Annotated in this window: 10 protein-coding genes and 2 tRNA genes; 6 read left to right on the top strand and 6 right to left on the bottom strand. The window is 66.1% G+C overall.

Features of this window, described 5'->3' with window-relative positions; all coding sequences use genetic code 11:
* Positions 1 to 10 precede the first annotated feature (10 nt).
* Positions 11 to 2332 (bottom strand): polyphosphate kinase 1, encoded by a 2322-nt coding sequence (gene ppk1, locus ABL843_RS13540; protein ID WP_418120192.1) that lies wholly within the window; start codon positions 2330 to 2332, stop codon positions 11 to 13.
* Complete coding sequence (locus ABL843_RS13535) at positions 2329 to 3210, bottom strand: GNAT family N-acetyltransferase (protein WP_418120191.1); 882 nt, start codon at positions 3208 to 3210, stop codon at positions 2329 to 2331. The genes ppk1 and ABL843_RS13535 overlap by 4 nt, the downstream gene beginning before the upstream one ends.
* Before the next feature lie 172 nt (positions 3211 to 3382).
* Between ABL843_RS13535 and ABL843_RS13530 the strand changes: the two genes are divergently transcribed.
* The 6 genes from ABL843_RS13530 (at position 3383) to ABL843_RS13505 (ending at position 10123) form a co-directional block, all read left to right on the top strand.
* On the top strand, positions 3383 to 5065 hold the full coding sequence (locus ABL843_RS13530; protein WP_221297484.1) for an FAD-dependent oxidoreductase: 1683 nt from the start codon (positions 3383 to 3385) through the stop codon (positions 5063 to 5065).
* A 35-nt stretch (positions 5066 to 5100) separates the two neighbouring features.
* Positions 5101 to 5370: a UBP-type zinc finger domain-containing protein gene (locus ABL843_RS13525; RefSeq protein ID WP_126019022.1), complete on the top strand. Its 270-nt coding sequence runs from the start codon at positions 5101 to 5103 to the stop codon at positions 5368 to 5370.
* Positions 5371 to 5489: 119 nt separating this feature from the next.
* Positions 5490 to 6194 carry a glutathione binding-like protein gene (locus ABL843_RS13520; protein ID WP_369658363.1) on the top strand — a complete coding sequence of 235 codons (705 nt, stop codon included), beginning with the start codon at positions 5490 to 5492 and terminating at the stop codon, positions 6192 to 6194.
* A gap of 34 nt (positions 6195 to 6228) precedes the next feature.
* Positions 6229 to 6305 (top strand) — tRNA-Pro (locus tag ABL843_RS13515).
* 287 nt (positions 6306 to 6592) lie between these two features.
* Entirely contained in the window at positions 6593 to 9877 is a 3285-nt protein-coding gene (locus ABL843_RS13510) for an autotransporter outer membrane beta-barrel domain-containing protein (RefSeq protein WP_418120190.1), read from the top strand.
* Between the two features lie 169 nt (positions 9878 to 10046).
* Positions 10047 to 10123, top strand: a tRNA-Arg gene (locus ABL843_RS13505).
* Between the two features lie 410 nt (positions 10124 to 10533).
* On the opposite strand, the gene ABL843_RS13500 is transcribed toward ABL843_RS13505, so the two are convergent.
* Genes ABL843_RS13500 through ABL843_RS13485 form a run of 4 tightly spaced genes read right to left on the bottom strand, consistent with a single transcriptional unit; the run spans position 10534 to position 14210 of the window.
* The gene (locus ABL843_RS13500) at positions 10534 to 11421 is read right to left on the bottom strand and encodes a 2OG-Fe(II) oxygenase (protein WP_418120189.1); all 888 of its coding nucleotides are present in this window, start codon (positions 11419 to 11421) and stop codon (positions 10534 to 10536) included.
* Between the two features lie 29 nt (positions 11422 to 11450).
* Positions 11451 to 12122 (bottom strand): hypothetical protein, encoded by a 672-nt coding sequence (locus tag ABL843_RS13495; RefSeq protein WP_369658420.1) that lies wholly within the window; start codon positions 12120 to 12122, stop codon positions 11451 to 11453.
* Positions 12123 to 12168: 46 nt separating this feature from the next.
* Entirely contained in the window at positions 12169 to 12816 is a 648-nt protein-coding gene (locus ABL843_RS13490) for a PadR family transcriptional regulator (RefSeq protein WP_260319282.1), read from the bottom strand.
* The gene (locus ABL843_RS13485) at positions 12813 to 14210 is read right to left on the bottom strand and encodes a cytochrome-c peroxidase (RefSeq protein WP_418120188.1); all 1398 of its coding nucleotides are present in this window, start codon (positions 14208 to 14210) and stop codon (positions 12813 to 12815) included. Before ABL843_RS13485 ends, ABL843_RS13490 begins: the two co-directional genes overlap by 4 nt.
* Between the last annotated feature and the right edge of the window lie 60 nt (positions 14211 to 14270).

Genomic DNA, 14270 nt, shown 5'->3' with positions numbered 1-14270 from the left:
CTTTCGATCTTCAGTTGCTGGATGCATCTCTGAGATGCCCTCGTGATGCGTAGCGGTTCATGAGCGCCGCCTGCGCGCCATGGGCTTCGACGACGGGCGACGAGCCTGCTTCGCCCGAATGCGTATCGTGGTCGACGCGCGTGTACGTGCCGTCGGCGCCCAGGTCCCAGGCGTCGCGGCCGTCGTGCAGATAGGCCACCAGGCATTCGTCGATCAGCCGCTGGCGCAGCCCGGGGTCCGTCACGGGCCATGCGAGCTCGACGCGCCGCATCATGTTGCGGTTCATCCAGTCGGCACTCGACAGGTACAGCGACTCGTCCTCCCCGTTGCGGAAGTAGAAGACCCGCGAATGCTCCAGGAAACGGCCGATCACCGAGCGCACCCGGATGTTGTCGGTGACGCCCGGCACCTGCGCCGGCAGCGTGCACGCTCCGCGCACGATCAGGTCGATCTTCACCCCCTTCTGGCCGGCGCGAGCCAGCGAGGCGATGATTTCGTCGTCGGTCAGCGCATTCATCTTGGCGACGATGCGGGTCGGCTGGCCAGCTGCGGCGGCCAGGCCCAGCGCATCGATCTGGGCGATGACGTTCTTGTGCAGGTCGAATGGCGCCAGCCACATGCGGTTGAGCTTCGGCAAGCGGCTCTGGCTCGCCAGATGCACGAAGACGGCTTCCATGTCGGCCGTCAGCAGCGGATCGGCCGTGAGGTGGCTGATGTCGGTGTAGAGCCTGGCCGTGCGCGGGTTGTAGTTGCCCGTCGAAAGATGGCCGTAGCGGCGCATCTGCTTGCCCTCGCGCCGCGTCACCAGCAGCATCTTGGCGTGGGTCTTGAGGCCGACCACGCCATACACCACCTGCGCACCGATCGACTCGAGCATCTCGGCCCAGTTGATGTTGGCCTCCTCGTCGAAGCGGGCCTTCAACTCCACGACCACCGTGACTTCCTTGCCGCGACGAACGGCCTCACGCAGCAGGTCCATCATTTCCGAGTCGGCGCCCGTGCGGTAGATGGTCTGCTTGATCGCCAGCACCTGCGGGTCTTGCACGGCCTCGCGCAGGAAGGCCAGCACCCCGTCGAAGCTCTCGAAGGGTTGATGGATCAGGACATCGCCTCGCTGCAACTGCTCGAAGAACGACTGGCCGGACGACAAGGTGACGGGGTACGAGGCGCGATACGGCGGAAACCGCAGTTGCGGTTCGTCGAGCAGGTCAGCCAGCTGCGTGAGCCGGGCCAGGTTCACAGGGCCGTGTACCCGGTACAGCGCCTCTGGCGGCAGATTGAACTGCGCCAGAAGGAAGCTCGCGAGCGATTCGGCACAGCTTGCCGAAACTTCGAGGCGAACGGCCTGCCCGTAGTGCCGGTGCTGCAGCCCCTGGCGCAACGCGGTACGCAGGTTCTTGACGTCTTCCTCGTCCACGGCAAGGTCGGAATGCCGCGTGACACGGAACTGCGAGAAGTCGCCCACCTCGCGGCCCGGGAACATGCCGCTCAGATGTGCACGCACCACGCTGGAAAGCGCCACGAAAAGCGTCTTGCCCTCCGACACCTTGGCCGGCATCCTGATCAGCCGCGGCAGCACGCGAGGCAGCTTGACGATCTGGATCGGGTTTTCACGCCCGAAAGCATCCTTGCCACCCAGCCTGACGATGAAGTTGAGCGACTTGTTCGCCACCTGCGGGAACGGGTGGGCCGGATCGAGGCCGACCGGAATCAGCAGAGGGCGCACCTCGCGCTCGAAATACTCGCTGACCCATTTGCGCTGCGCCGGATTGCGCTCACCGTGGGAAATGATGCGGATGCCGTGCGTCGCGAAGGTCGGCATCAACTCGTCGTTGTAAAGCGCGTACTGGCGCGCCACCAGTTTGTGGGCCGCTTCGGCCAGACGCTGGAACGACTCGACCGTGTAAGTGCCCTTGTGGTCGCCGGCGCTGCCTGCAATCAGGTGAGGCGCGGCGCGGACTTCGAAGAACTCGTCGAGATTCGACGACACGATGCACAGATATCGCAGCCGCTCGATCAGCGGCACTTCCTTGCGATGCGCCCAGTCGAGCACGCGCTCGTTGAACGAAAGAATGCTGTGGTCGCGGTCCAGCAACGTGAACGCGGGCGCCGCAACGTCAGGGGACGGGTTTGCGGGGGCGGGAGACATGGACACTGATTCTGAGGCAGGCGACACAGGAGGGAACACAGGCTGAAATATGACAGTGTCAGCCTCTCTTGTGACAGTTCCATGACTATTCCGTGACGCGTCGCGGCCAGCGGTTTGCTGGCCGAGGGCACCAGGGGGAGAAGCGAGCGGCCCGGTTCCGGGCCGGTCGGCCGCCGGCTTCATGCGCCCAGGAAGTGCTTGCGGTAACGCGCCGGCAGGTCGTCGATGCGCATCAGCATCGGCAGGTCGGCCGCGTTGAAATCGGGATCCCAGGCCGGCGCGCCGAGGACCTTCGCGCCCAGGCGCAGGTAGCCCTTGATGAGCGCCGGGGGCTCCACGTCGAGCGTGCTGTCGAGGCGTTCGACCGGCAGCGGCAGACGGGGCTGCACCTGATATTGGATGGGCGCCATGTGCTTGGCCGAAACCTGGCGCCAGATGCTGGCGGCGGCATCGCCATTGGTGACACCGTTATGTGACATCGGGATGCTCGCGCAGCCGACCATCGTGTCGAGCTTGTTGCGGTGCATGAAGCCGGCCAGGGCACCCCAGAGCGCGAGGATCACGCCGCCCTGGCGATGGTCGGGGTGCACGCAACTGCGGCCCAGTTCCACCATGCGCTCGCGCAGGTCGCGCAGGCGGGTGAGGTCGAATTCAGTATCGCTGTAGGTGCTGCCGACCCGGCGGGCCTGGGCGGGCGTGAGCACGCGGTAGGTGCCGATGACTTGCTGGGTCAGTTCGTCGCGCACCAGAAGGTGTTCGCAGAAGTCATCGAACAGGTCGATGTCGTGACCGGCGACCGGAGAGGAAACCCGGGCGCCCATTTCACCGACGAACACGTCGTAGCGCAGGCGCTGGGCGGCCCGCACGTCGTCGACATGGCGGGCCCAGCCAACGGTGATACCTTGTTTGGATTCGACGGCCTGCGGCAGGATGACTGCGGGGGCCTGAGGCACCGACGTACGGGCCGCAGCGGCAGGAGCACCAGCCGCGGGAGCGGGCCACAAGGCCGCGCGAAGCCCGATCTGCGAAAGCGGAAACGTCGGGTTGGGCAGTTCTTTCATGGGGAAACCCTTTCTGCCGAGGGAGTCTCCGCACCTGCGATGAAGCGGGCATGTCAGGAAAATTGCAGGCGCGTGACGCTGTTACAGCCCAACGCCGCCTGCAGAACGACTGCAACCCACAGGGCCAGCTTCGTCGTCTAATGCGATGGATTCGCGAAACGGAGTTCCACACATGGCCACAACCGCCGCCAACGGCACCGACAGCAGCCGCCTTCATCAGACCTTCCCCGTCCTCAGTGACACGGAGATTGCGCGCATCGCGCGCTTCGGCACCGTGCAACAGTTCGCCCGCGGCGCCAGGCTGTTCACCGCGGGCGAAACAGGCCCCGGCATGTTCGTGCTGCTGAAAGGCGTCGTGGCTGTCACGCAACGCGACGGGCTCGGTCATGTGGTGCCGATCGTGCGGCAAGGACCGGGAGAGTTCCTGGCCGAAGTCGGCCAGTTGAGCGGCCGCCCTGCCCTCGTCGACGGCCACGCCGACGAGGATGTGGAGGCGCTGCTGGTGTCCCCCGCGCAGTTGCGCGCGCTGCTGGTCGCCGAAGCCGACCTTGGCGAGCGCATCACCCGCGCACTGATCCTGCGGCGCGTGGCGCTGATCGAATCGGGCGCCAGCGGGCCCGTCCTGATCGGCCAGCCGCAGTCGCCCGACATGGCCCGGCTCGAGAACTTCCTGCGCCGCAACGGCTATCCATATCACCTGGTCGACGCTGCCCAGGACCCCGACGCCGCCGCCCTGCTCGCCCAGTACGGAACCTGCAAGCTGCTGGCGGTATGCCCGGACGGCTCGGTGCTGGTCAACCCGAGCGACGATGCGCTGGCGCGCTGCCTCGGCATGGTCGATACGGCGGAGCGCAACGAGCTGTACGACGTGGCCGTCGTCGGCGCCGGGCCTGCCGGGCTGGCGACCGCGGTGTACGCGGCTTCCGAAGGCCTGCGCGTGATCGTGCTCGACTGCCGGGCATTCGGCGGCCAGGCCGGTGCCAGTGCGCGCATCGAGAACTACCTCGGCTTTCCCACCGGTATCTCGGGGCAGGCGCTGGCGGGCCGAGCGTTCGTCCAGGCACAGAAATTCGGCGTCGAGATGCTGATTCCGGCCAAGGTCGCGTCGCTGGATTGCTCGCGAGAAAACGCGCTCGAGAGCCTGGCAGTCACGCTGGCGGACGGCCGCACGATCCATGCGCGCACGGTGGTCATCGCCAGCGGCGCGCGCTACCGCCGGCCCGACGTTCCGCGGCTTGCAGAATTCGAGGGCCGCGGCGTCTGGTACTGGGCCTCTGCCATCGAAGCAAAGATCTGCGCGCAGCAAGAAGTGGCGCTGGTCGGCGGCGGCAACTCGGCCGGACAGGCCGCGGTGTTCCTGTCGCGCCATGCGGCCAAGGTGAACGTGCTGGTGCGCGGGCCGTCGCTCGCCGCCAGCATGTCGCGCTACCTGATCGACCGCATCGAGGCCACGCCCAATATCTCGCTGCAGCCGCACACCGAGCTCGTTCGCCTTCATGGCGGCTCCGACGAAGGCCTCACCGGCGCGACATGGCGCTGTCATACCTCCGGCAACGAACACGACTGCGCGGCGCGCAATATCTTCCTCTTCGTCGGCGCGGAGCCGGAAACCTCATGGCTCGAAGGCTGCGGTGTGGCGGTCGACAAGCATGGCTTCGTGCTCACCGGCGATGCCGCCAGCCGCGGCTTTCCGGCCCGGCCGTCCGCGGCGCTCGAATCGAGCGTGCCGGGTGTGTTCGCCGTGGGCGACGTGCGCTCGGGCTCGGTCAAGCGCGTGGGCGGCGCCATCGGCGAAGGCGCGGCCGCAGTAGCGCTGATTCACCAGCACCTGTCGCAGGCCTCGGCCGTGGCCTGAACAGCGCATCAGCTCAAACCAGAAGGAGTCCGAAGTTGCCAATCAAACCTTGTGACCACGTGCCCGCCGAGATCGCACAGCCCCACGCCCAGCAACAGCGCGGCTGCGAAGACTGCCTGAAGACCGGGGACACCTGGGTTCACTTGCGCTTGTGCGTGCATTGCGGTCACATCGGCTGCTGCGATTCGTCGAAGAACCGTCATGCGACGCGGCACTCGCACGCCGAAGGTCACCCCGTCATCCGGTCGCTCGAGCCCGGTGAAAGCTGGATGTGGTGCAACGTGCACGAGAAGCAAGTCGGTTGATATTTCCCCGAATTTCACCAACCAGACTGCGAATTCCCGCGCCGGCACGCGTTTGAATTCGCACGTATATGCTGCCGGGCTCGCATCAAACACATCCCATCAACGGAGTGCCAGACAACATGCCCGCATCGCCCATCGAGGTCTATTCATGGCCAACGCCGAACGGCCACAAGATTCACATCATGCTGGAGGAGTGCGGGCTGCCCTACCACGCGCACCCCGTGAACATCGGCAAGGGTGACCAGTTCGCGCCCGACTTCCTTCAGATCAGCCCCAACAACAAGATCCCGGCCATCACCGACCCCGATGGTCCGGACGGCAAGCCGATTTCGCTCTTCGAATCGGGTGCCATCCTCGTGTACCTCGCGGGCAAGACAGGCAAGTTCCTGCCCACCGGCGACCGCGAGCGCTACGACGTGCTGCAGTGGCTGATGTTCCAGATGGGTGGCGTCGGCCCCATGCTCGGCCAGGCGCACCACTTCCGCCTGTACGCGCCCGAGAAGATCGCCTACGCCATCGACCGCTACAGCAACGAAGCCAAGCGCCTTTACGGCGTGATCGACAAGCAGCTGTCGAAGAACAGGTTCATCGCAGGCAAGAGCTATTCGATCGCCGACATCGCCATCTTCCCGTGGCTGCGCAGTTGGGAAAATCAGGGAATCACCCTCACCGATTTCCCCCATCTGAAGGACTGGTTCGACGGCATTTCCGCCCGCCCGGCCGTACAGCGCGGCGTGAAAGTGCTTGCCGATCTGCGCCAGCCGATCACCGGCGACAAGGAGCGAGAGATTCTTTTCGGCAAGACCCAGTACGAGAAACGCTGAGGCCCTTTTATCCGGGCTAGAATAGAAGGCTTGTCGGGGTGTAGCGCAGCCTGGTAGCGCATCTGGTTTGGGACCAGAGGGTCGAAGGTTCGAATCCTTTCGCCCCGACCAAAAAATGTGAACGGTGACAGTGGCTCGAGCTGCTGTCACCGTTTTGCATTCTGCGTCACCTGACACGCGGACAGTTCGCGGGCCGATGCGCCGAGCCCCCTATCGACTTCCTACACCCAGATCGCGTGAGGGCAGCCCGCAGGCAGAAAGACCCACGACCACTGCGGGAGACTGCTGAAACCGGATTCACACATCTTGTTTCATATGTAAGATTTTTCCAGCCTCAAGAAGCATTGCTTTCTGGCTTCTCATTGGGGAAACCTGCCATTAGAACAAGGAGTGATTGGATGAATTCGTGTTACAAAACGGTGTGGAATGCGACACTGGGCGCCTGTGTAGCAGCAGCAGAGAACGTGTCTTCGAAGCGGGGCGGCAAGGCGAGCGGCTCAAGGCGCACAGTTACTGCGAGCGCGGCCTTGGCGCTGGCCGCATTGGCCGCCGGCGGAGCCGCACAGGCAGCGACCTTCACCGCCGCCAGCGAGGCGGAACTGATCACGGCCATCAACGACGCCAATGCCAGCCTCGACTCGAGTTCCACCATCACCGTCACCAAGGCCTTCACGGTCACGACGCAGTTGCCACAGATCTCGTCGAAAGTGGCAGTCAGTGTCGGGTCGGCCGGCGGGGCAACGCTGGACCTCCGAGCTGGCGCAACCTATCAGACGGCCGCCGCAACCCAAGTGGGCATCGCCCCCAACACGACCGGGATCGTGGTGGCCCAGGGCAGCGGCACCGCGCTGTCGGGCATTGCCCTCACGACCGGGGCAGGTCAGAGCACGGTCAGCGTTCTGGACGGCGCTTCCGCCGTCTTCACCGGCAATCTGAATACCGGAGCTGGATCGGCCACCATCAACGTGGGCAAAGGCGCCTCGATGTCGGTAGGCAACCTGAATTCGGGCATCGGCCAGACCGCGATCAACGTGACGGGTGGCGGAAAGATCACGGTCGGCACCAACGCCAACCTGGGGGGCGGCAACGGCGCCCCGAACGGAGGCATCACGGACGTCGTGGTGAGCGGCACCGGCTCCGCCATTCAGTTCGGCGGGGCCAGCGGCTACTACCACCATGCCGGCACGCTCGAAGTCTCCGCTGGCGGCTTCGTCGGGGCCAACACGGTGCAGGTGGGTTTCAGACCGGGTGACGTGTTTACCGCGACCGTGACGGGGCCCGGGTCCGTCTTCGGCAGCGTCAACAACAATCTGACCATCGGTGGAGGAGGAACTGCCACGGTCACCGTGGCCGACGGCGCCCTGCTGACTTCAGGCACCAGCGGCACCAATACGCTCTCCCTGGCCAACACGGCGACCGGCGTGGCAACCTTGAACATCGGTGCACCGGTCGGGAGTGCGCCTGCCGCCCCCGGTGCCGTGACGGCGAAGAACATCACCTCCAGCAGCGGCCAGTCGACGATCAACTTCAACCACAACGCGAGCAGCTACGAATTCGCGGTGCCGATCGGCGGAAATGCCATCGTCAACCAGATCGGCAGCGGCACGACCACGCTGACGGGGGACAACAACTACAGCGGCGGCACCACGATCACCGCGGGCACGCTGCAGCTGGGCAACGGAGGCACCACCGGCTCGATCTCCAGCGCTGTCGTCAACAACGCCACGCTGGCCATCAACCGCTCGAATGCCGTCAGCTTCCCCGACGCCATCAGCGGCAGCGGTGTCGTCCAGCAACGGGGCACGGGCACCACGACGCTGAGCGGAACCAACACCTACACGGGCGGCACTGTGGTGCAGGCCGGCCGGCTGCTGGCCGGCAGCGCGGGCGCGTTCGTGCAGAACACCGCCTACACGGTCAACGGCGGCACGCTCGACCTGGGCATCTGGGACCTCACCACCTCCAACCTCTCCGGCACCGGCGGCACCGTGGCGCTGAACGCCCAGACCCTCACCGCCAACCAGGCCGGCGACAGCACCTACGCCGGCGCCATCACGGGCACGGGCGGCGTCGTCAAGTCCGGGGCCGGCGTGCTGACGCTCTCCGGTACGAACAGCTACAGCGGCAACACCTTCGTGACGCAAGGCACCGTGCGCGCCGGGGCTGTGAGCACCTTCAGTTCGAAGAGCGCGACCGTTGTCGCCAATGGCGCGACGCTCGACCTGGCGGGCCACAACCAGACTCTGGCATCCGTGAACAACAGCGGCACGGTGAGTCTCGCCGGCGCAGCGCCTGGCACCACGCTGACCGTCACCGGCCCGTGGGTGGGCAACGGCGGCACGCTCCGGCTGGGCACTGCACTCGGCGACAGCAGCAGCGCGAGCGACAAGCTCGTGCTCAGCGGCGCGACCGCCATCGCCAGCGGCACGACCAACGTGCAGATCACCAACCTCGGCGGCCTCGGCGCGCTGACCACCGGCAACGGCATCGAGGTCGTCAGCGCGATCAACGGCGCCACCACCACCGCGCAGACCACGAAGAACGCCTTTGCGCTCGCGGGCGGCCACGTCGACGCCGGCGCCTACGAGTACCGGCTGTACGCCGCCGACGCGAGCGGCGCGGGCGAGAACTGGTATCTGCGCTCGACCGTCGCGGCGGTGCCTCCGACCAACGGAGGTGGCACAGGCGGCGGCGTGGTCGTGCCGGCCTACCGTACCGAGGTTCCACTCTACGCAGTGCTTCCCGAGCAGTTCCGCCAGGCCAACCTGTCGATGCTCGGCAGCCTGCACATGCGCATGGGGGATAACGTCCGCCCCGCCGCCAACGACGCAGGCCCTGCCGTCGCCGGCCAGAGCTACCGCCAGGCGTGGGGCCGCCTCATCAGCACCGACCGCACCACCAGCCAGACCGGTACCGTGAGCCCTACCAGCAGGGGCCGCCTCACCGGCGTCCAGGCCGGCACCGACCTCTGGGCCGATACCCACTGGCGCGCCGGCGTCTATGTCGGTCAGCTCGACGGTGACATGCGCGTCAACGGTTTCGCCAGCGGCCTGCTCGATCTCGGCGTCGGCATCAACGACCTCAAGAATCAATACTTCGGCGTCTACGGCACCTGGAAGAACGACAGCGGCCTCTACATCGACGGTGTGCTGCAGGGCGGCCGCCACCGCTATACGGCATCGCCGGTGCTGGGTCTGGGCAGCGGTGGCAAGGGCAGCAGCCTGCTGGCCTCCGTCGAAGTAGGCCAGTCCTTCGGCATCGCTGCCGGCTGGACCATCGAGCCGCAGCTGCAGCTGGTGCACCAGCGCGTGAGCCTGGACGACGCGAGCATCGTCGGTGCACTGATCCGCCAGGACAGTGACAGCGGCTGGCTGGTGCGCGCCGGCGTGCGGGTCAAGGGCGAGATCGACACCAGCGCGGGCCCGCTGCAACCCTATGCGCGGCTGAACCTCTATCACACGGGCAGTGGCACCGATGTGGCGCGCTTCATCGGTCCGGCCGGCTTCGCCGACATCGCCACGCGCACTGGTGGAAGCAGCGGCGAGCTGGCGGCGGGCGCATCCTGGCAGTTGAGCCGCAGCACCAGCCTGTACGGCGAACTTGGCAAGCTGTGGGACATGAGCGGCGATGCACGCAACAGCAGCGGCATCAACGCCAGCGTGGGTGTGAAGGTGCTCTGGTAAGAGCCGGGAGATGCAGGCGGTCGGACACGCATGACTGCGGTCTGTCGCCTGCCTCGAAACCGCCCCGCACGCCAAATCAGGACGCGGAACTCGGTAGAATCCGCCGCTGCCGCTTGAGAGCAATCGCACTCAAGTCATTGATTTTCCAGGCATCTCTTCAGCCTGGAATCTGCCCGTAGCTCAGTTGGATAGAGCACCTGCCTTCTAAGCAGGTTGTCGGGGGTTCGATCCCCTCCGGGCAGGCCAATCCAGTCCTTCGCGCAGCCTCGCAAGATATAAGCTGGCCGGCGCGGTCCCGGACGGTCTCATGCCGCCGTGCGCCGGATGGGCCTTGAAAACGCCGAGATAACAACCCGCAGCTTTCGCGCAACGGCACTCGATCCCGGTCGAGCAAAGGATGCCGAGCCCAAGGCGATCGGAGCCCTGGCCAGCGCCTGTTGCGGGTTGATCATCAGCGCGCAACATGCTGTCACTTTTTGGCCGCCCAACAATGAAAACAAAAGGGCTACACTGCACCCGGGCAGCCAATCTCTCCCTCTACCCTCCTCCTATGGCTGCTCATTTAGCCCGCTTCGGCGGGTTTTCTTTTTGATGCGACGGGCTCGCGGCGCCAGCGCCTCGAGCGCTATTGGTCGACCGAAGCCCACCCGGAGCCGTCAAGCGCCCTCTCCTGCAGCCACGAACCGCCGCTCCCGCATCCATTTCGTCATGACCCACTTGTCCCCCCGGGTCACCGCCGCGCTCGCATGCAGAGACCGCGCATCGACGCGGCCGCGGTCGTCGCAATATTCGAAGTAGCAGGCATTCCCGCGAATCGGCGATACCGCAAGGCCGAACTGCGGAAAGACGGTCTGGCCGCCTTCGGGCACGTCGTCGAGATAGGTCACCAGCGTGCTCACGCGCTGGCCGCTTCGCGCGACGGATTCGCGGTTGGCGGCGTTGGTGGGTGCCAGGTAGTCGTAATGAGGCTCGCTGCCGGCACCGGTCGGATAGTGCAGCACCTGCAGTCCCTCGCCGTTTTCCAGCGGAAGGTTCATCAGCGCCGAGAGCCGCCGGTCGAGACGGGCGACCAGGTCGTTCTCGCCCGGACGGAAGAACATGCCCCAGCTTGCGCGCTTGTCGCTCACCACGTCGCGGCCGCTCATCGGGTCGACCAGGGTGGAGGGCTTCAACCGCGGTCGCGCCATCTCGATGATGGCCTTGCACTCCTCGGCGTCGACCACGTTGCCCAGCACAGCAAAGACCGGATCTTCGCCACGCGAATGCACGACGATCTCGCGATCGGCGGCCACTATCCGAGTGCCCGGCGCGAGCCGCGCCACCGGCCTGGACGACGCTTCGTCCGGAAGTTCGACGGCGCCGTCCGGCATCGCCCCGCCCTGCCGCCGCGCATCGACAAACGCCGCGACGATGGCGTGCGCGGCCCGCTCGCTCATTCCCTGCTTCAGCATCGTGGCCAACACCGCCTGCGGCGCCAGACCCGCATCCAGGTTGTGCGTGAGCCAGCGGCCCAGATCGGGCGAGAAGCGGACGACGGTGCTCATGGGAACTCGTGTGTTCGCCGTACCGCGCCTCAGACCGGCCCCATCTGGGCGACCCAGCCCCTGTCGTCGCGCCGGAAGCCCTGGCGCAGCTGCAGCGGGCCACCCGCGCCGTTCATGATGCGCGTGATCATCGGAAACACGCGCTGCGCGTCGGCGTTGCGCATCCACGGCGCCGTATCGACCTGGTAGGTGTAGCTGACCACCGCCAGTGGATGCCGTGCGTCGGAGGCGTCGACCTTGACGTCGACGATCTTCTCGCGCTTGAGATGCGCCACGCAGAAGTCGCTGGCGTGTTCGGTGCCATGGCTCGCGTGCGGATGCGGCTTGTAGAACTGGCGGCCGGCTTCGGTCAGATCGAATCGCTTGATCGCACCGTCGGGGTTTTCCTTGCTCTTCGGTGCAGCGACGATGGTGCTCTGCACCAGCCCCAGTTGTTCCATCACCGGGAACTGGACCGCGTGGCGCGCACCGGAGCCGGCTTCGGCTTCGGTCAGGTCGATCGGCCAGTCGAACATGGCAAGGCAGATGTCGCCGCGCCGGGCGAGGTAGTCATCCAGCGGGGCGGCGAGATTCTCGGCGGTGGGCGCATTGGCGTCACGGCCGGCACTGCACGCGGCCAGTGCACAGATGACGGCGAGGCCCGCCAGGGTCTTGAGCGAATTCAGGATGCGCAGGCTCGGTTCGATGAAACGGAGATTCATGGGATTTCTGGTTGGCTTTCTTGAATGTCAGCGGCGAATCGCCGGCTCAGTGCTCGTCGAGTTCGTCAGCAACCCAGCCGTGGCGCGTCAGGTGAACGCCGAGGCGCACCTGCATCGTTCCCTCGCGCTGGATGGCACGCGCCAGCAGCGGGAAGGCTTGCAGCACTTCGGGCGTCGAGGCCCACGGCTCGGGCGCGATGCGGTAGGTGAACAGCAGCGAGGTCGCGGTGCGGCCATCGCGCGTTTGCGGCGGATCCCAGCCGATCAGACGATCCAGGCTCAGGGTGGCCACGCAGAAGTCGGCCGGGTGCGTGATCGTCTGCGTCGTCGTGCGTATCACCACGGGCACCTGCAGGTAGTACTTGCGCCCCGCCTCGGTCAGCGCGTATTCGCGGGCTGGGGGCTGAGCGGCGACGACATCCTTGCCGCTTACCAATCCCAGCTTCTCCAGCACCGGCATCTGCTGCGCATCGGGCTCGTGCGATCCGGCAGCCACGGTGATCGGCCAGGCGTACTTGGCCAGGCACACATGGCCGCGCTGCGCGAGGTAGTCGTTGGTTGCAGCGGTGAAGTTGTCGCGGCTCGGAAAGCGCGCCTCTTCGTTGTCGCAACCGGCCAGGAAGACCGCGAGCAGCATCGCCAGCAGGACCTGGATGCCGCCGAGGCGGCGCATCGCTCGACGATCGGCCTTCATTTCGTGCACCTGTCGGTGGCCGATGCCCTGGCGGACGGCTGATAGCCATCGCTCAGCGTGCCCAGGAAGCAGACCAGGTCGGCGATCTGCTGCTGCGTCATCGCCGGGGCGGAGCCAGGCTGGCGCGGGCGCGTGCCGCTGGCAAGGGTCTTTTCGCCACCCTCGCCGGTGCCCAGCGGCACTTCCTCGTCGAGGCTGCCGTGCTGCGATTGCGGCAGGTCGTTGTACTTGTCGAGCGTCGCACCCGGCACGTGCGTGGGCTGCAGCGCCCAGGCCGGGTTGGCCTGCGGCGCGCCGCTGCCGTCGTTGCTGGCGGGATACCAGTACTCCGGGTTTGTGTCCCGCGTGTTGTAGAAATTGACGACCTGCTCCAGCGAGTGGAACACGCCGTTGTGGAAGAAAGCGCCTCGCGACGCCACGTTGCGCAGTACCGGCACCTTGAACATGCCGCAGTACGGATTCGCCGTATCCGGCGTGGCGGGCATGTGGTCGGTGCGGAATGGGCCGCACAGCCCCATGTCGAAGTACTTCGGATCGTCGTTGGCCGGAATGGGATCAGGGTTGTTGGGAATCGACCTGTCGTTGCGCGGTGCACCCAGGGCCTGGTAGGTGAAGTCCGTCATCAGGCCCGTGTTGCCGTTGAAGTTGGCGCCGGTGTAGTGGCAGCCCGAACAATTGGCGACGGCGCTGCTGTGGAACAGCACTTCGCCACGCCGCTCGGCCGGCGTCAGCGTGCCGCCGGCCTTGTTGAAGACATAAAGGTCGTACTTGCTGCTGTACGGATGGAAGCTCAGGTCTTCCGTCTCGAGCGCCTGTATCGCGGTGCCCAGGGCGTTGAAGGCTGCATCGGTGTCGTTGAACACATCGGCACCGAAAGCCTGCTTGAACAAGCCCGCATAGGTGCTGGCCTGAACCACCTTCACGACAGCTTCCTTCGAGGTGTTGTTCATCTCGACCGGGTTGAGCAGCGGCATGCCGGCCTGTATCGCCAGTGTTGCCGCGCGGCCGTCCCACATGAGGCCGCCGCCCGGCGAGCTGGATGTCACTCCGTCGGGGTTGGGTGCGTCATCGCTGTAGGGCGGCGTCGCCGAGCTGTAGCGCAGCGAAGGCACGGCACGTGCGCCGATTTTTGTGACGTCGGAGCCCAGCTGCACTGAAATGCTGTTCGGCGGGCCATAGGCGTATTGCGGGTCGTGGCAGCTTGCGCACGACATGTTCCGGCCACCCGACAGGTTCTTGTCGAAGAAGGCCAGTTGCCCCACCTGGGCCGCCGGGCTCAGTGCAGCCGCGCGCGGGACGGTGTTGCCCGCCATCGCCGCGCCCTTGTCATCACAGGCCACGAGACACCACAGCGCAACCGAGAGCGCCATGGCGAGCGGGACCACTTTTTCCATTGCCGGATTCATCATTCGCTGTTGTTCCCCAAGAGCGGCAAGTCGCGCCGGACCTGCTCA

It is taken from the genome of Variovorax sp. 350MFTsu5.1 (assembly GCF_048302515.1).
Lineage (GTDB): Bacteria > Pseudomonadota > Gammaproteobacteria > Burkholderiales > Burkholderiaceae_C > Variovorax > Variovorax guangxiensis.
This window is presented reverse-complemented; position numbering and strand designations above follow the sequence as displayed.

Excerpts from the sequence above, each read along its gene's own strand:
- ABL843_RS13510 (WP_418120190.1), top strand. The coding sequence starts at position 6,593 with ATGAATTCGTGTTACAAAACGGTGTGGAATGCGACACTGGGCGCCTGT.
- ABL843_RS13490 (WP_260319282.1), bottom strand. The coding sequence starts at position 12,816 with ATGAAGGCCGATCGTCGAGCGATGCGCCGCCTCGGCGGCATCCAGGTC.
- ABL843_RS13500 (WP_418120189.1), bottom strand. The coding sequence starts at position 11,421 with ATGAGCACCGTCGTCCGCTTCTCGCCCGATCTGGGCCGCTGGCTCACG.
- ppk1 (WP_418120192.1), bottom strand. The coding sequence starts at position 2,332 with ATGAAGCCGGCGGCCGACCGGCCCGGAACCGGGCCGCTCGCTTCTCCC.
- ABL843_RS13520 (WP_369658363.1), top strand. The coding sequence starts at position 5,490 with ATGCCCGCATCGCCCATCGAGGTCTATTCATGGCCAACGCCGAACGGC.
- ABL843_RS13485 (WP_418120188.1), bottom strand. The coding sequence starts at position 14,210 with ATGGAAAAAGTGGTCCCGCTCGCCATGGCGCTCTCGGTTGCGCTGTGG.
- ABL843_RS13495 (WP_369658420.1), bottom strand. The coding sequence starts at position 12,122 with ATGAATCTCCGTTTCATCGAACCGAGCCTGCGCATCCTGAATTCGCTC.
- ABL843_RS13535 (WP_418120191.1), bottom strand. The coding sequence starts at position 3,210 with ATGAAAGAACTGCCCAACCCGACGTTTCCGCTTTCGCAGATCGGGCTT.
- ABL843_RS13530 (WP_221297484.1), top strand. The coding sequence starts at position 3,383 with ATGGCCACAACCGCCGCCAACGGCACCGACAGCAGCCGCCTTCATCAG.